General features: G+C 63.6%; 20 protein-coding genes and 2 pseudogenes. 6 read left to right on the top strand and 16 right to left on the bottom strand.

Annotated features, from left to right (window positions below; genetic code table 11):
* Positions 1–61 precede the first annotated feature (61 nt).
* Positions 62–394 (top strand): annotated as a pseudogene (locus BN1132_RS05375) (YkvA family protein); the annotation flags it as partial.
* Between the two features lie 161 nt (positions 395–555).
* Here the strand turns inward: BN1132_RS05375 and BN1132_RS05370 are convergent.
* From BN1132_RS05370 to BN1132_RS05350, 6 genes and pseudogenes are all read right to left on the bottom strand, one after another.
* Positions 556–759, bottom strand: a complete 204-nt coding sequence (locus BN1132_RS05370; protein ID WP_042075710.1) for a CPXCG motif-containing cysteine-rich protein — start codon at positions 757–759, stop codon at positions 556–558.
* Positions 760–898: 139 nt separating this feature from the next.
* On the bottom strand, positions 899–1,060 hold the full coding sequence (locus BN1132_RS20500; RefSeq protein WP_157005332.1) for a hypothetical protein: 162 nt from the start codon (positions 1,058–1,060) through the stop codon (positions 899–901).
* A pseudogene (locus BN1132_RS20505) lies at positions 1,029–1,130 on the bottom strand (hexitol phosphatase HxpB); the annotation flags it as partial. The pseudogene BN1132_RS20505 and the gene BN1132_RS20500, both read right to left, overlap by 32 nt.
* 28 nt (positions 1,131–1,158) lie before the next feature.
* On the bottom strand, positions 1,159–1,818 hold the full coding sequence (gene hxpB, locus BN1132_RS05360; RefSeq protein ID WP_042075705.1) for a hexitol phosphatase HxpB: 660 nt from the start codon (positions 1,816–1,818) through the stop codon (positions 1,159–1,161).
* A 127-nt stretch (positions 1,819–1,945) separates the two neighbouring features.
* A complete protein-coding gene (purT, locus tag BN1132_RS05355) occupies positions 1,946–3,124 on the bottom strand; it encodes a formate-dependent phosphoribosylglycinamide formyltransferase (protein ID WP_042075704.1) in 1,179 nt (392 codons plus the stop codon).
* A 73-nt stretch (positions 3,125–3,197) separates the two neighbouring features.
* The gene (locus BN1132_RS05350) at positions 3,198–4,088 is read right to left on the bottom strand and encodes a DMT family transporter (protein ID WP_042075701.1); all 891 of its coding nucleotides are present in this window, start codon (positions 4,086–4,088) and stop codon (positions 3,198–3,200) included.
* Positions 4,089–4,315: 227 nt separating this feature from the next.
* On the opposite strand from BN1132_RS05350, the gene BN1132_RS05345 reads away from it, so the two are divergent.
* Positions 4,316–4,903 (top strand): FMN-dependent NADH-azoreductase, encoded by a 588-nt coding sequence (locus tag BN1132_RS05345; protein WP_042075699.1) that lies wholly within the window; start codon positions 4,316–4,318, stop codon positions 4,901–4,903.
* Between the two features lie 85 nt (positions 4,904–4,988).
* Here the strand turns inward: BN1132_RS05345 and BN1132_RS05340 are convergent, their stop codons facing one another.
* From BN1132_RS05340 to BN1132_RS05325, 4 genes are all read right to left on the bottom strand, one after another.
* The gene (locus BN1132_RS05340) at positions 4,989–5,168 is read right to left on the bottom strand and encodes a hypothetical protein (protein WP_042075698.1); all 180 of its coding nucleotides are present in this window, start codon (positions 5,166–5,168) and stop codon (positions 4,989–4,991) included.
* Between the two features lie 160 nt (positions 5,169–5,328).
* Positions 5,329–5,517 (bottom strand): DUF4250 domain-containing protein, encoded by a 189-nt coding sequence (locus BN1132_RS05335; RefSeq protein WP_042075696.1) that lies wholly within the window; start codon positions 5,515–5,517, stop codon positions 5,329–5,331.
* Positions 5,514–5,984 (bottom strand): MarR family winged helix-turn-helix transcriptional regulator, encoded by a 471-nt coding sequence (locus BN1132_RS05330; RefSeq protein WP_042075694.1) that lies wholly within the window; start codon positions 5,982–5,984, stop codon positions 5,514–5,516. Before BN1132_RS05330 ends, BN1132_RS05335 begins: the two co-directional genes overlap by 4 nt.
* A gap of 150 nt (positions 5,985–6,134) precedes the next feature.
* Positions 6,135–7,367 (bottom strand): UPF0149 family protein, encoded by a 1,233-nt coding sequence (locus BN1132_RS05325; RefSeq protein WP_042075693.1) that lies wholly within the window; start codon positions 7,365–7,367, stop codon positions 6,135–6,137.
* A 271-nt stretch (positions 7,368–7,638) separates the two neighbouring features.
* Here BN1132_RS05325 and BN1132_RS05320 point away from each other — a divergent pair, with 271 nt between their 5' ends.
* Positions 7,639–8,508, top strand: a complete 870-nt coding sequence (locus BN1132_RS05320; RefSeq protein WP_042075691.1) for a CvfB family protein — start codon at positions 7,639–7,641, stop codon at positions 8,506–8,508.
* A gap of 1 nt (position 8,509) precedes the next feature.
* Positions 8,510–8,821, top strand: coding sequence for a DUF1289 domain-containing protein (locus BN1132_RS05315; RefSeq protein WP_042075689.1), 312 nt, complete (start codon positions 8,510–8,512; stop codon positions 8,819–8,821).
* Between the two features lie 44 nt (positions 8,822–8,865).
* On the opposite strand, the gene BN1132_RS05310 is transcribed toward BN1132_RS05315, so the two are convergent.
* The 6 genes from BN1132_RS05310 to minC form a co-directional block, all read right to left on the bottom strand.
* Positions 8,866–9,189 (bottom strand): HI1450 family dsDNA-mimic protein, encoded by a 324-nt coding sequence (locus BN1132_RS05310; protein ID WP_042075688.1) that lies wholly within the window; start codon positions 9,187–9,189, stop codon positions 8,866–8,868.
* A gap of 282 nt (positions 9,190–9,471) precedes the next feature.
* Positions 9,472–10,248 (bottom strand): monofunctional biosynthetic peptidoglycan transglycosylase, encoded by a 777-nt coding sequence (gene mtgA / locus BN1132_RS05305; RefSeq protein ID WP_042075686.1) that lies wholly within the window; start codon positions 10,246–10,248, stop codon positions 9,472–9,474.
* Positions 10,233–10,559 (bottom strand): HI1450 family dsDNA-mimic protein, encoded by a 327-nt coding sequence (locus BN1132_RS05300; RefSeq protein WP_042075684.1) that lies wholly within the window; start codon positions 10,557–10,559, stop codon positions 10,233–10,235. Before BN1132_RS05300 ends, mtgA begins: the two co-directional genes overlap by 16 nt.
* Before the next feature lie 172 nt (positions 10,560–10,731).
* Entirely contained in the window at positions 10,732–10,998 is a 267-nt protein-coding gene (gene minE / locus BN1132_RS05295) for a cell division topological specificity factor MinE (RefSeq protein ID WP_042075683.1), read from the bottom strand.
* Positions 10,999–11,000: 2 nt separating this feature from the next.
* On the bottom strand, positions 11,001–11,813 hold the full coding sequence (minD, locus tag BN1132_RS05290; protein WP_042075682.1) for a septum site-determining protein MinD: 813 nt from the start codon (positions 11,811–11,813) through the stop codon (positions 11,001–11,003).
* A gap of 18 nt (positions 11,814–11,831) precedes the next feature.
* Positions 11,832–12,548 (bottom strand): septum site-determining protein MinC, encoded by a 717-nt coding sequence (minC, locus tag BN1132_RS05285; RefSeq protein WP_042075680.1) that lies wholly within the window; start codon positions 12,546–12,548, stop codon positions 11,832–11,834.
* Between the two features lie 106 nt (positions 12,549–12,654).
* Between minC and BN1132_RS05280 the strand changes: the two genes are divergently transcribed.
* Complete coding sequence (locus BN1132_RS05280) at positions 12,655–12,933, top strand: YcgL domain-containing protein (RefSeq protein WP_042075678.1); 279 nt, start codon at positions 12,655–12,657, stop codon at positions 12,931–12,933.
* A complete protein-coding gene (locus BN1132_RS05275; protein ID WP_042075677.1) occupies positions 12,933–13,892 on the top strand; it encodes a lytic murein transglycosylase in 960 nt (319 codons plus the stop codon). Before BN1132_RS05280 ends, BN1132_RS05275 begins: the two co-directional genes overlap by 1 nt.
* Positions 13,893–14,078: the final 186 nt, after the last annotated feature.

Here is a 14,078-nt window from a genome sequence, read left to right as displayed (position 1 = left end):
GCGCCCTGTCTCGAAGGGGAGCTCCCGTTACACGGGGGGCAGAGGGACGGAGATCATGACGACAAGGCTCATCTCGAAAGCCAGGCAGTGGGCTAAAGCCATCGAGTGCGATGTTCATGCGGTGTGGCTCGCGGCCCGGGATCCCAGGACCCCCTGGTATGCGAAGGCGCTTGCGTTGTTTGTCGCCGCCTATGCCCTCTCGCCCATCGACCTCATCCCGGACTTCATCCCCGTGCTCGGCTACCTGGATGACCTCGTCCTGGTGCCGCTCGGGATCATGCTGGCCGTGCGGCTGATCCCGCCAAAGGTGATGAAGGAGCACAGGGCCACCGCCGCCAGGGCCGCCCAGCGGCCCGTGAGCCGGGTGGCCGCGGCGGTGTTTGTCGCGCTCTGGATAGGCGGTGGCGTGCTGCTGTATTGCTGGCTGGTGTAGCCCTGAAAGGCGACCCGTCGACAGCGCCGCTCAGCGCGGCGCCTTGACGTTCGCATGGGGGGAGCCGTCACGGCCCAGATGCCACCGCTCTGTCGGCCATCCCGGGCCAAGCTCTCGAAAGCCTAGAAGACCTGCTCGTCGTCCGCATCCACGAACAGTTGCAGGCAGTCGCGGGCCTCGTCCCGGTGCAGCCGCAGGTGGATGGGATTGCAGCAGGCCATGCAATCCTCGTAGAACTCCTGATCCCCCTGGCTGGCATCCAGCTCGACTCGGGTGTGATGACCACAGTGGGGGCAGACGATGCGCTTGCTGGTGTACTCGATCATGATGACCTCCCGGGGCCAACTGGCCGCCTCTGTTCCCCTGATTCTAGTCGCCAAGAGGCGGCGCAACCGCGAGCAAGCGCACGTTTATGACCGGGATCAAGGGGCGCCCGTGGAGGGCACTGCAAACGCCCCTGCGGGATCACTTGATCCAGCGAGCCAGCATCTCGGCATCCAGCTCGCTCAGGCAGGCGAGCTGATGGTTGGCGATGGCCAGCCGGGGGTCGCCGACCAGGGTGGATTCATTGGAACGATCCGCGCCTGCCTGTTGTTTACTTGACCCAGCGAGCCAGCATGTCGGCATCCAGTTCGCTCAGGCAGGCGAGCTGATGGTTAGCGATGGCCAGCCGGGGGTCGCCGACCAGGGCGGATTCATTGGAACGATCCGCGTCTGCCTGTTGTTTACTTGACCCAGCGAGCCAGCATGTCGGCATCCAGTTCGCTCAGGCAGGCGAGCCGATGGTTGGCGATGGCCAGACGGGGGTCGCCGACCAGCGCAGGGTCCGGCACGATCAGCGCCGTCATGGAGGCGGCCTTGGCGGCGAGCAGGCCGGTGAAGCTGTCCTCGATGGCGAGACAGTGCACGGGCTCCACCCCCAGCTTCTCGGCGGCGTGGATGTAGACATCCGGGTGAGGCTTGCCAAAGCGCTCCACCTCGGCGGAGTGCACCGCCAGGAAGCGATCCCGGATGCCGAGCTTGCCGAGCACCGCCTCCACCATGGCGAAGGGGGAGGAAGTAGCCAGACCCACTTTCAGCCCTTGCGCATCGATGAGGTCGAGGGCTTCCAGCACACCAGCCTTGGCCTGACCCTCCTGCAGGATGAGGGTGATCACCTGATCGAGGATGCGTTGCACGACTTCTTCCTGGCTCGGCCCGCTCCAGGGGCGCAGACGATACCAGTGGGCCACCAGCTGATCGATGCGCACCCCTATGGTGGAGTTGCAGTCCTCTTCCGTGTGGGGATGGCCCAGCTCGGAAAACACGGCCATCTGGGCTCGTTGCCAAAAGGGTTCCGAGTCGATCAGAACACCGTCCATATCGAAGATCACGGCAGCTAACATCTTGTACTCCTGACATAGGTGAAGGGGGGATTATAAGCGAGATGCCCCGATGGAAAAGGGGCAGTCGCCTGCCCCTTGCGCCGGGTCATGCCGGCAAACGTTTGTTTTTGCGTGGTAAAAAATGAGGTCAGAAGAGCACCTCGACCCGGACGGCGACCGTCTTGGCCTGTTCGACCGCCTCAGTGCAATCCTGGCCACGGGCCAGCGCCACCCCGAGTCGGCGACGACCGGCGATCTCGGGCTTGCCGAAGAGGCGCAACTGGGCACCCGGCACCAGGGCCAGCGCCTCGCCAATCCCCTGATAGCGGATGTCCTGGCTGTGGCCCTCCCGCAGCACCACGGCGGAGGCGCTTGGCCCGAACGTGGTGATGGTGCCGATGGGCAGCCCCAGAATGGCGCGCACGTGCAGGGCGAACTCGGAGAGATCCTGGGAGATCAGGGTCACCATGCCGGTGTCGTGGGGGCGGGGGGAAACCTCGCTGAACCACACCTCGTCCCCCTTGACGAACAACTCCACTCCGAACAGACCGTAGCCGCCGAGGGCCTCGACCACCTTGGCCGCCACCTCCTTGGCGCGAGCCAGCGCCAGCTCGCTCATCGCCTGGGGTTGCCAGGATTCGCGGTAGTCCCCGTCTTCCTGACGGTGGCCTATGGGGTCGCAGAAGTGGATGCCGTCCACGGCGCGCACCGTGAGCAGGGTGATCTCGTACTCGAAGGGGACGAAGCCTTCGACGATCACCTTGCCGCGACCGGCGCGGCCCCCCTCCTGGGCATAGGTCCAGGCCGCCTCCAGTTTGGCGAGATCGCGCAGCAGGCTCTGGCCCTTGCCGGAGGAGCTCATCACCGGCTTCACCACGCAGGGCAGGCCGATCGCCTCGACGGCCGCGACGAACTCCTCCTGGCTCTGGGCGAAGCGGTAGCTGGAGGTGGGCAGCCCCAGGGTCTCGGCGGCGAGGCGGCGGATCCCCTCCCGGTTCATGGTGAGTTGGGTGGCGCGGGCATTGGGCACTACCTTGACCCCTTCCTGCTCCAGGGCGGCCAGGGTGTCGGTGGCGATGGCTTCAATTTCGGGGATGATGAGGTCGGGCTTGACCTCGGTCACCAGGGCGCGCAGGGCCGCGCCATCGAGCATGTCCAGCACGTGGGCTTGGTGCGCCACCTGCATGGCGGGGGCGTTGGGATAGCGGTCGGCGGCGATCACCTCGATGCCGAGGCGCTGCAGCTCGATGGCGACTTCCTTGCCGAGTTCGCCTGAGCCGAGCAGCAGGGCACGGGTGGCGCCGGGGCGGGTGGCGGTTCCAAACATGTGATCTCTCCTGAGGTCGAGGGTCAGAGGGGCTGACCCGGGTGAGCAAAAAAAGAGGCACGCATGGCGTGCCTCAGGAAACGGATCTGTGGGCGCGCTGCTCCAGATGGGTCAGCAGCGTGATGGCCCCGATGATGATGGCGGCCCCCAGCCACAATCGGCCGGGGGGCGCCCAACCAAACACCAGCCAGCCGGCCAGCACGTTCATGGGCAGCTTGGCAAAGTCGAAGGGTTGCACGAAGGAGGCCTCGGCCACGCTGTAGGCGCGGGCGATGGACATCTGGGCCAGGGCCGACAGCACGCCGGAGGCGGCCACCAGCAGCCACTGGATCTCGCTTGGCCACTGCCAGTCGGGGAGCGCCAGCATGGCGTTGAACGGGGTACTGAAGATAAGCAGGTAGACGACTATGGTGTGGGACGACTCGCTCGCCGCCTGATAACGCACCAGCAGGGAGTAACCGGCCCAGAAGAGGGCGGCCGCCACCGGCAGCAAGGAGGCCCAGCTGAAGTCGTCGGTCCAGGGGGCCAGGATCAGCATGGCGCCGGCGAAGCCTGCCAGGGTCGCCAGGATCCGGGCCCGGCTCACCTGCTCCTTGAGCAGCAGGGCGGAGCCGAGCGTGGCAAACAGGGGCGAGGTCATCAGCAGCGCGATTCCCTGCCAGATGGGGACGGGCACCGCCAGCGCCCAGAGCCAGAACTGGATGCCGACCACGGCCAAGGCGACCCGCAGCAGGTGCAACCGCAGCTGGTTCGTCATCAGGGACTGACGCAGGCCGTGACGAATGAGCCAGGGCAGCAGGCAGACCAGGGCGATCAGGTACTGATGGAAGGCGACCTGGGTCGAGGGGAGGCCGAGCTGGAAGCTGACATACTGGCTCAGGCTGTTGACGGCGGCGAAGCAGAGGCCTGCCACCATCATCCAGACGGCGCCGGCAAAGGGGGAGTGCCTGCGGGAGGAGGTCATGGGATCCGGGTCACTTAAAAAAAGTGCGGCGGATCATAACGGCAATCGTTTGTTCTGCCAAGGGCAGGGAGTTCGCTGAGTACCTCTGTTGGCCTGAGGGAGTCGAAACATCAAATTTTTTGAATAACTTGAGCATCTATTTTCGCTATCAGGCTTGAATCTCAATCTTTATAGTGACCTCCATCGACAGCCTGGCTGTTCAATTGACAATCAAATGGAGTTTCACCATGGCCAATATCCTCGTACTCAAGTCCAGCATCCTGGGCCAATATTCCCAATCCAACGCGCTGATCGACGGCTACCTGGCCGATCGCCAGGGTGACACCATCAAGGTGCGCGATCTGGCGACCCTGAACCTGCCGGTGCTGGACGGCGAGCTGGCCATGGGCCTGCGTGGCGGCGAAAACCTGAACGAGCGTCAGCAAGCGGTGCTGGCCCAGTCCGACGAGCTGGTCGCCGAGCTCAAGGCGAGCGACCTGGTGATCATTGCGGCCCCCATGTACAACTTCAACATCCCGACCCAGCTGAAGAACTGGATCGATCTGGTGGCCCGTGCCGGCGTGACCTTCCGCTACACCGAGACCGGCCCGGTGGGCCTGGTGGAGAACACCCGCGCCCTGGTGGTCAGCCCCCGTGGCGGCATGCACGTGGGCAACGCCACCGACCTGGTGACCCCCTACATGCGCACCGTGCTGGGCTTCATCGGCATCAAGGACGTGGACTTCATCTATGCCGAGGGCATGGGCATGGGGCCGGAGGCGCAAGCCAAGGGGATCGAGCAGGCCAAGGAGCAGCTGGAGACCCTGGCCTACTGATGTCCCTCGGGGTCACCCCAAGGATGTGAAAAAAACAACGCAGCCCTTGGGCTGCGTTGTTTTTTTGCGAGGTATCGCAGGCGAGTCACTCCCGCAGGAAGTGGCGGCAGCCGCTGCCGACCATCAGGCAGACCGCCACCAGGGACCCCAGCAGCAGGGTGGTGAGCCACTGTTCGGCACTGTCAGGCAACTGGGGGGAGAAGAGGCTGATCATCAGCAGGGCGCTGAGGGTGATCAGGCTGGTGGAACGGGTCAGGCGCATCATGGGTCATCCTTGGCTGCTGGGCTGAACGAGAGGCTAACCTCGGTCTGTGACAGCAAGATGTATCCGTACGCCTTGCCACTGGCCACTGACCGGGTAGCCATCACCATAGCAGTTTTTGTCGCCGTCGCCAGCGGCATGGGCCGGGTTGTGATCCGGATCCCTATCTGAACTGCCTCTGTGCGGGCAGATAGTGGAAATCACCGGTGGCGAGGCGGGCCACCAGGGCCGCCTTGTCGAGATCCTGGGACTGGCAGAGATCGTCCAGATCATCGTAGTGATCACGCAGCTGCATGTTGACCAGGCTCAGCAGCATGTTGACGTCCATGGTGGCAAACTGGGTCAGCTTCATGACTGTTGCTCCTTGTCCAGCAGGTGGAGCTGCTCGATGGCGTCGCTGACGCTCTGCAGGTGGAAGCGGATGCTCTGGCGCGCCTCCTCCGGCAGATAGTCGGTGAGGGTATGCTGCCAGCTGCCCGCCTCGGTCTTGAGCTGCTGGAACAGGGTGAGCCCCGCCGGGGTGAAGGAGACCAGGCTGATGCGCTTGTCCTGCACGCTGTTCTCGGTGAACAGTATGCCCTTCTCCACCAGGCGGTGGATCTCGCGGGAGATCCGCACCTTGTCCATGCCGCTCGCCTCCACCAGCTCCTTCTGGCTGATGGGGTAGTGGGGACCGAGCACCATCATCAGGCGCCACTGGGGTACCGTCAGCTGGTAACGCTGCTGATAAAACTGTTCAAAGGTATCGCGCACCATCTCAGCGGCGTGCACCAGCTGATAGGGAGGGTAATGCGCGAGCAGCTCTATGATCTTCGACATATGACATCCTGCTGTGGCGGCTGCATCGAGTGCAGTTTCTCTTGATACTTTGACCTTGATGATACGTAACACAGGGGCATTTGTCCGACCAGGCACCAGAAAAATGTGCGTTTGCGCACGTGTTGCATCATCAAGGGGACAAATAGGGTCTCAACTGACCTGTTTGCTGACCCCTTTACGCAGCCAGATCAAGGCATTATGAGCAAGCCAGGCCTCACGGCTCTGCAAGGCATAGAGTGCGGCCTCGTCCCGGCTGCCCGGCTGCCAGTGCGGGGGATCCTGCCTGGGGAGCTTGCGCTGGCCCAGCAGGCAGGCGGGCACATGGGGGTTTGCGCCAAGGGCGGCGGCCAGATGCGGACGGGCCGCCTCTGGCCCCTCGCAGACAAAGCTCATCAGCGCCCTGTTGTAGAGCAGCCAGCAGGAGGCCTCGTCGAAGCGCACCAGCAGTGCCTTGAGGGCGTCCCACTCCCCTTGCCGGGCATAGAGGCTGGAGAGAGGATGGCGGCAACCCGGCTCGTCGGCGAGGCAGAGCGCGAGCAGGGCAAGGTATTCGTCCCTGGCCTGCGCCAGCTGTCCCAGGCGCAGCAGGCAGTCGGCCCGCCCCGCCCTGGCCGCGATCAGGGGCCGGGCCTCGGGGGCCTGCCAGCCATGGCCTGCGTGGGCTTGCCAGAACGTCTCGCCGAACAGGGGGGTGGCATCGGCCACGATGCGATCAAACCAGGCCAGGCGGGCGAGGGGGTCGCGGCTCTGGGCCGCCTGCTCGAACCACTGCTGCCACTGGCGGGTCTGGTCGTTCTCGGGGAGCTCTGGCTCCTCGGGCCTGGCCTCGTAGTGTTCAAGGCCGAGCAGGAGGTTCAGGGCCGTCTTCATCTGCTGGCGCTGGCGCTTGCAAAAATCGAGGAAGGGCAGCTCGCTGGCCGCAGCCTGGTGCAGCATCATGGCCATGGGCTTGTCGCGAAACAGGCAGAGCTCGGCGACCAGGCTGAAGCGCTGGCGGGTGGCCGGATCGTTCAGGTCCGTCGGGGTGGGCCAGCAGGCGACCCCCTGGCTGAAGCCGTAGCTCCACTGGCCCAGAGGATGGCTCTTGTCAAACACCTGCTCCGGGTTGTCGGTGGCGAGGCGACACTGGCTGGGCAGGGCGAGCTGTGCCGCGTCGGCCTGGGCCTCCAGCTCGGCGATCAGCTGGTGCAGCGCCTCGGCACTCTTCTCGTCCAGCTCGGCCTCATGGGGCAGCAGACCGGCCAGCGGATCCCGCCAGTCGGGGACGGTCGGCCCCGTCAGGCGGGCGCAGAGAAAGCCGTGCAGGGCCGGATAACTCATGTCCTGCCGGCTGTGGGCCTGGATCCACTGATTGAGATGACGGGTACGAGTGGCTGGGTTCATCGACGCTTCCTCCGGATTTGACGGCCGCGAAGTCTACCTAAAAGTGGGGTTATTTGCAGTAAAGGGGCGACCGAATGCTGCTAATATCGCCAATCTGGGCGCCAGGGGACGGGAAAATAGTCCGCGTCCAGAGGGCAGGGGACTAGGTCCAGCCCCCGCTCTGGGGTAACATGCGCGCCTGCATGAGAAATAAGCCCCCGTCCTCTTTACGTCGGACGACGGCGGCGATGCGCCTCCATTTACGGGCCGGCAAAACGGGCCCATCCGGATATTGAAAGAAGAGATCACCATGTTACAGATTGGCAAGATGAACACCCTCACCGTCGTTGAGCTCGAGGATCGCGGCGCCTGGCTGGCTGCGGGGGAATATGGCGAGCTGCTGCTGCCCAGGCGCCAGCTGCCGGAAGGCGTCGCCGAAGGGGGTGAGGTGTCCGTCTTCCTCTATCTGGACGCCGATTGCGAGCCGGTGATCACCACTGACAAGCCCTTCGCCATGGTGGGGGACATCGTCGGCCTCAAGGTGGTCAACGCCAACAAGATAGGCGCCTTCCTCGACTGGGGCATGAAGAAGGATCTGTTCGTGCCGAGCCGCGAGCAGAACAAGCCGATGCAGGTGGGTCACGTCTATCTGGTGCACCTGATGCTGGACAACGAGGGGCGCATGGTGGGCACCAGCCGCCTGGAGCGGTTCCTGCGCAGCGATCCCCCCTTCAAGGCCGGCGACGAGGTGACGGCCCTGCCGGGGGAACACACCCCCCTCGGCATCAAGGCCGTGGTCAACGGCCAGTACGCCGGCATGCTGTTCAGGAACGAGGTGTTCGGCCGGGTGATGACGGGTCGGCCGCTGACCGCCTGGGTCAAGCAGGTGCGTGAGGATGGCAAGCTGGATCTGGCCCTGCAAAAACCCGGGCTGGCCCGCATGGACGACGCCGGGGAGCGCATCCTGACCCGGCTGCAAAAGCAGGGGGGGAGTCTGGCGGTGGGGGACAAGAGCGACCCCGAGCTCATCTACAAGATGTTCAACATGAGCAAGGGCACCTTCAAGAAGGCGATCGGCGGGCTCTACAAGCAGGGCAGGATCGTCATCGAAGACAACAGTATCAGCCTCACCGGGGCGAATGCGGCCGGGGACGGCGAATAAGGTGCCGAGCCCCTGCATAGGCCAGTGCCAGGCCAGGGATGGGCTCTGCCTCGGCTGCGGTCGCACCCTGACCGAGATAGGCCAGTGGTCCGCCATGGACAGCGAGGCCCAGCTGGCGCGCATGGCGGAGCTGGACGGGACCATCAGCACCCATGTCTGCCCGGGATGCGGCGAGCCGGCGTTTTGCGCCGTCTCTGCCGGTGAGCCCATCGAACGCTGCTGGTGCAGCCAGTTGCCGGCTCTGCCCATGAGCGATGCCGGAGCCTGCTGGTGCCGGCGCTGCCTGGCCAAGGCCGTCGCGGCACGGCCTTGAACCGGTGAATCGCAAAAACGAAAAAGGCGCCAGGGGCGCCTTTCTTATGCCTGTTGCTGGCGGTGCCAGCGAACGTGCACCTCGTGTTCACTCTGATCCCGGGGCAGCAGGAAGATGGCGTAGATCACCTCGAACTCCTCCTGGTGATCCAGCAAGCCGACCCAGACCTCGGCCCAACGCGCCATGTCGACCGGCTCGCCGAGTTCGGTCGACCAGTCCGCATTGGGCAGGGTCGCCTCGACGGCGCCACGCTGCTCGAACTCGAGGGTAATGTCGACGATTTGTTCGGGGGCCAGCATGTCGGCGGCCTGCTCCAGAAACTGATCATAGGCCCACTCGACCAGCTGATCCGGGCTACGTTGTTCCATGAAATCACTCCAGATACGTCCAGGTTCGCCACTTTAGCAATTATTGGGGGTGGCAGCCAGCCTGGGTCGGCGACACCGCGCTGTCAAATGGCGGGATCAGGGGATAAGGTTAACAGAGCCGCCGCGCGGGCGGCATGACGAGGCGTGCAGGCAGCATGAAGCGACGACACTACAGGCGACGGATCACGCGGCGACGGGAGACCTGGTGGTGGCACTATCTGCCGTTGCACCGGGAAACCGTCGGCGGTCATCTTGGCCCTGCGCCCGATGCCGCCGACCCGCCTAGCCCGCCTCGTGGACCCGGTTCAGGGTGATCTGGCCGAGCTGGCCCATCTGGCGGCGGATCCAGGCCGAGCGCTTTTGCACATAGGGCGAGGGGGGCTTGACCCGGTAGCGCCAGGGGTTGGGCAGGGCGGCGGCCAGCAGGGAGGCCTCGTAGCGGGTCAGCCGCGCCGCCGGCTTGCCGAAGTAGTGCCTGGCGGCGGCCTCGGCGCCATAGATGCCGGGTCCGAACTCCACGATGTTCAGATAAACCTCGAGGATGCGGGACTTGTCCCAGCCCAGCTCCATCAGCAGGGTGAACCAGGCCTCGATCCCCTTGCGCAGGAAGCTGCGATCGCTCCACATGAAGAGGTTCTTCGCCGTCTGCTGGCTGAGGGTGCTGGCGCCACGCACCCGCCGGCTCTGCTGGTTGTGCCTGAGGGCGGAGCTGATGGCATCCATGTCGAAGCCGTTGTGCTCGGCAAAGCGCTGATCCTCGGCGGCGATGACCGCCAGCTGCAGCTCGCGGGAAATCTGCTCAAGCGGCACCCAGTCGTGCTTCACCTCGGCCACCTTGGCCGGCGGGAACAGCGCCCGTTCGAGGCGCCAGGTCCACATGGGGGGATCGATGAAGCGCAGCAATGCCACCGAAACTATGGTGCTGAGGAAGGCGGCCAGCAACAGCTTGCCGAGCCAGCCCAGCAGGCGTCGCCACCCCGTCGTTCTCACGGGCTCGGGCTCTGCGTCCCAGTCATAGTGACCGGGATCATCGGGATCCGGAATTATTGGGGCAGCCATTCGATGTGGCAGAACTTCTCGTCGACGCGGCGGGAGAGCAGCATGCGGGCGAACAGGTGTTCGTACTCTTCCTGTTCGTTGCCAAGGCCGATCCAGACCTCGATATAGTCGGCATCGCTGACCTCGAAGCCCACGTCCGCCGCCCAGTCATCGGCGGGATCGGTTTCCGCCAGCAGGCCGCGGTCGTTGAACTCCTGGTTGAAACGGGCGATCTCCTGCTCGGGCAGGTTGTCGGAGGCCAGCTCCATGAAGAGCGCGAGGGCGGTGTCGAGCAGTTCCTCGACGCTGTGCATTTCGTCGTGCAAAGACATAAGTTCGGTGTTCCAGATGATGGGGAGGGGCGCCGTCGGCAGGCCCTCGTGGTGCGCGGTATTCTAGCCGCCCCCGTCACCCTTGGCGAGATGTGCCGGCACCAATAAAAACCGGATCCTGGCAAAGGATCCGGTCTTCATTGGGGGAAAGGGTCGCGCATGGGGCGTCAGCTCATCCCTTCTTGTCGTCGGCGAAGGTGATGTTGAGCTCCAGCACCGACAGCTCGTCGCTCTTCTTGTCGAGCTGGACCGTGATCTTGTCAGGGTCTATCTCCACGTATTTGCGGATCACGTCGAGGATGTCCTGCTTGAGCTGGGGCAGGTAATCCGGCCCCCCTCTGGATGAGCGCTCGTGGGCGACGATGATCTGCAACCGCTCTTTGGCCAGTTGTGCGGTGTTCTGTTTCTTGTTGGAACGAAAATAATCCAATAATGACATGTTTAACTCCCGAACAGTCGGCTAAAGAAGCCCTTCTTCTCTTCTTCCAGAAAACGAAAATCCTTGGTGTCACCCAGCAGGCGCGCGACGGCGTCCTCATAGGCCTGACCGGCATCGGACTCCTTGTCCAGGATCACCGGCTCGCCGGAGTTGGAGGCGCGCAGCACTGCCTGGGACTCCGGGATCACCCCGAGCAGTTTGATGGCCAGGATCTCCTGCACGTCCTGCACGCTCAGCATGTCGCCACGGTTGACGCGGGTCGGGCAGTAGCGGGTCAGCAGCAGGTGCTCCTTGATGGGATCCTCGCCACGCTCGGCACGGCGGGACTTGGAGGCCAGGATGCCGAGGATGCGATCGGAATCGCGCACGGAAGAGACTTCCGGGTTGGTGGTGACGATGGCCTCGTCGGCGAAGTAGAGCGCCATCAGGGCGCCAGACTCGATGCCGGCGGGGGAGTCGCAGACGATGTAGTCGAACTTCATCTCCGCCAGCTGATCTAGGATCTTCTCGACCCCGTCACGGGTCAGGGCGTCCTTGTCCCGGGTCTGGGAGGCGGGCAGGATGAAGAGGTTCTCGCAACGCTTGTCCTTGATGAGGGCCTGGTTGAGGTTGGCTTCCCCGTTGATGACGTTGACGAAGTCATACACCACGCGGCGCTCGCAGCCCATGATGAGATCCAGGTTTCTCAGGCCAATGTCAAAATCGATGACCACTGTCTTGTGGCCACGCTGGGCTAAACCGGTACTCAGGGCCGCGCTGGTTGTGGTCTTGCCAACGCCACCTTTGCCCGATGTAACGACTATGATTCGCGCCATTCTCGCTTCCTTGTAACTCTATTTGATTCGGTCTATACGAAGTTGTTCGTTGTCCAGCCGGATATGGACTGGCTCTTGGATCAGGCCTGCCGGCAATGCATCGCTGAGCTGGAAAGTGCCCGCGATGGAGAGCAGCTCGGCCTGCAATTGCTGACAATAAATGCGGGCCTGGGGATTGCCCTTGGCCCCCGCGATGGCACGGCCACGCAGGGCGCCATAAACATGGATGCTGTCGTCGGCGATGACCTCGGCGCCCGGGCTGACCGAGCCCAGCACCACCAGGGAGGTGCCGGCGGCATAGATCTGCTGGCCGGAGCGCACCGGTCCGACGTGGACCTTGCTCGCCTCCAGGGGGGCCTGAACGGGGGCGACTGGTGTTGCCTCAGGTTCGGGGGCCGGCGCGGGTGCCACGGGCTCGGCCTTGCGGCTCTTGCCCGAGACCAGCACCGCGAGACCGGCCGCCTTGGCCGCCGTCTTCATCGCCTCGTCCCGGGTCCCTGTGATGCCGACCAGCACGAAATCCTCCGACTCGACCAGCTCCTTGAGCTGTTCGAAATCCGGGATCTCGGTGAGGCGTTCCACATTGAGGACGAGGGGGGCACAATTAAAAAACTGGGGGGCCTGCGCGACCTTGGCCTCCAGCAGTTGTCGGATCCGGGCCGGATTGCCATCGCTGAGATGCAACACAGAAATAGTGAAGGTGGTCCCTTTCAATTCGTTATCGCGTTCAACCATGAATCTTCCCCGAACCGAGACGGCAATACGTTATTGTTATTCAATTCCTGATGTTATAGTTTGCCACCACCAGAGGCAATAAACCCGTCGGATTATATCAAGTTCCATGTTGTGTGCAGTCTATAAAAGTCGCAAAAAAGCCGAGACCTATCTCTTTATTGAAAGAAGAGAGGACTTTTCCCGGGTGCCAGAGGCACTGATGAGTACCTTCGGGCGTCCCGAGCTGGTCCTGATGACCAAACTGGACCCGGCCAAGCCCCTGGGGCTGGCCTCGACCGAGCGGGTGATGGCCGCCCTGAAGAGTCAGGGCTTCTACCTGCAGGTACCGCCCCCGCCGGAAAACCTGCTGGAGCAGCACAAGGCGCAATTGAAGGCCTCATCCTGATGCGGGGTCTGCTGGCGCTGCTATTGCTCGGCGGTTTGTTGAGCGCGCCACTGCAGGCCAGCCCCGACTTCGCACGCTATGTCGAGGGCCTCAAACAGGAGGCGGTGGCAGTCGGGATCCCGGCCGCCACCGTGCAGGCCGCCTTTGCCGATGTCCGCCTCATCGAGGCAGCGATCCGGCACGATAAAAACCAGCCGGAATTCAAATTGACGCTGGACACATATATTCCCCGCGCGGTGCCGGAATGGAAAGTCAAGCAAGCCAACGCCTTATATCGCCAGCATTTGCCGCTGCTCACAAAAATAGGCCGTGAATATGGGGTGCAACCCCGTTTTATTGTCGCCCTGTGGGGAATTGAAACCAATTTCGGCAAATTGACCGGTAATTTCCCGCTGATCTCCTCCCTGGCGACCCTGGCCTGGGACGGGCGACGGGAAGCCTTCTTCAAGGATCAACTGTTCGATGCCCTTCGCATCCTGGAGCAGGGGCATGTGAGCCCGGCGGCCTTCAAGGGATCCTGGGCGGGGGCCATGGGGCAGGTGCAGTTCATGCCCTCCTCCTTCCTCGCATACGCGGTGGATCAGGACGGGGATGGCAGGAAGGATCTGTGGGGAAATCTCGCGGATGTCTTTGGATCCGCTGCCAATTATCTGCACCGGAACGGCTGGCGCGAGGACGAGACCTGGGGTCGGCGGGTGAGGGTGCCCGGCGATCTCGATCCTGCCCTGCTGGGGCTTGAGACCCGCAAGCCGCTCTCGGCCTGGCAGGCCCTCGGGGTGCGTCGGCTGGATGGCTCGCCGCTGCCGAAGGCCGACATGCAGGCCTCCCTCATCCGCCCCGACGATATTCACGGGCGCAGCTACCTCGCCTACGACAATTACCGGGTGCTGCGTCACTGGAACCGCTCCCCCTATTTCGTGGTGGCCGTCGGCACCCTGGCCGATCGCATCGGGGAATAGTCGCCTCTTGCTCCCTCACTGACCCACCCCTCATGGCCACCCGCATCGGGCCGCTTGTCGCCTGTTTTTTCTCTTTGCTTCTCTATCAAACTCGCCTTAATCAAGGGCTTTGCTCAGCAAGCCCGGGAAATAACGACCAAAAAAAAGCGGGAATATATCCCGCTCTCTTCATGTCATCGCAATCCG

The organism is Aeromonas sanarellii (assembly GCF_000820085.1).
Lineage (GTDB): Bacteria > Pseudomonadota > Gammaproteobacteria > Enterobacterales > Aeromonadaceae > Aeromonas > Aeromonas sanarellii.
Note: the sequence above shows the minus strand (reverse complement) of the source record. Positions and strands in the feature narration are given on the sequence as shown.

Bases quoted from the DNA above. Each gene is read 5' to 3' on its own strand.
- BN1132_RS05370 (WP_042075710.1), bottom strand. From the start codon at position 759: ATGATCGAGTACACCAGCAAGCGCATCGTCTGCCCCCACTGTGGTCAT.
- BN1132_RS20500 (WP_157005332.1), bottom strand. From the start codon at position 1,060: ATGCCGACATGCTGGCTCGCTGGGTCAAGTAAACAACAGGCAGGCGCG.
- hxpB (WP_042075705.1), bottom strand. From the start codon at position 1,818: ATGTTAGCTGCCGTGATCTTCGATATGGACGGTGTTCTGATCGACTCG.
- purT (WP_042075704.1), bottom strand. From the start codon at position 3,124: ATGTTTGGAACCGCCACCCGCCCCGGCGCCACCCGTGCCCTGCTGCTC.
- BN1132_RS05350 (WP_042075701.1), bottom strand. From the start codon at position 4,088: ATGACCTCCTCCCGCAGGCACTCCCCCTTTGCCGGCGCCGTCTGGATG.
- BN1132_RS05345 (WP_042075699.1), top strand. From the start codon at position 4,316: ATGGCCAATATCCTCGTACTCAAGTCCAGCATCCTGGGCCAATATTCC.
- BN1132_RS05340 (WP_042075698.1), bottom strand. From the start codon at position 5,168: ATGATGCGCCTGACCCGTTCCACCAGCCTGATCACCCTCAGCGCCCTG.
- BN1132_RS05335 (WP_042075696.1), bottom strand. From the start codon at position 5,517: ATGAAGCTGACCCAGTTTGCCACCATGGACGTCAACATGCTGCTGAGC.
- BN1132_RS05330 (WP_042075694.1), bottom strand. From the start codon at position 5,984: ATGTCGAAGATCATAGAGCTGCTCGCGCATTACCCTCCCTATCAGCTG.
- BN1132_RS05325 (WP_042075693.1), bottom strand. From the start codon at position 7,367: ATGAACCCAGCCACTCGTACCCGTCATCTCAATCAGTGGATCCAGGCC.
- BN1132_RS05310 (WP_042075688.1), bottom strand. From the start codon at position 9,189: ATGGAACAACGTAGCCCGGATCAGCTGGTCGAGTGGGCCTATGATCAG.
- mtgA (WP_042075686.1), bottom strand. From the start codon at position 10,248: ATGGCTGCCCCAATAATTCCGGATCCCGATGATCCCGGTCACTATGAC.
- BN1132_RS05300 (WP_042075684.1), bottom strand. From the start codon at position 10,559: ATGTCTTTGCACGACGAAATGCACAGCGTCGAGGAACTGCTCGACACC.
- minE (WP_042075683.1), bottom strand. From the start codon at position 10,998: ATGTCATTATTGGATTATTTTCGTTCCAACAAGAAACAGAACACCGCA.
- minD (WP_042075682.1), bottom strand. From the start codon at position 11,813: ATGGCGCGAATCATAGTCGTTACATCGGGCAAAGGTGGCGTTGGCAAG.
- minC (WP_042075680.1), bottom strand. From the start codon at position 12,548: ATGGTTGAACGCGATAACGAATTGAAAGGGACCACCTTCACTATTTCT.
- BN1132_RS05280 (WP_042075678.1), top strand. From the start codon at position 12,655: ATGTTGTGTGCAGTCTATAAAAGTCGCAAAAAAGCCGAGACCTATCTC.
- BN1132_RS05275 (WP_042075677.1), top strand. From the start codon at position 12,933: ATGCGGGGTCTGCTGGCGCTGCTATTGCTCGGCGGTTTGTTGAGCGCG.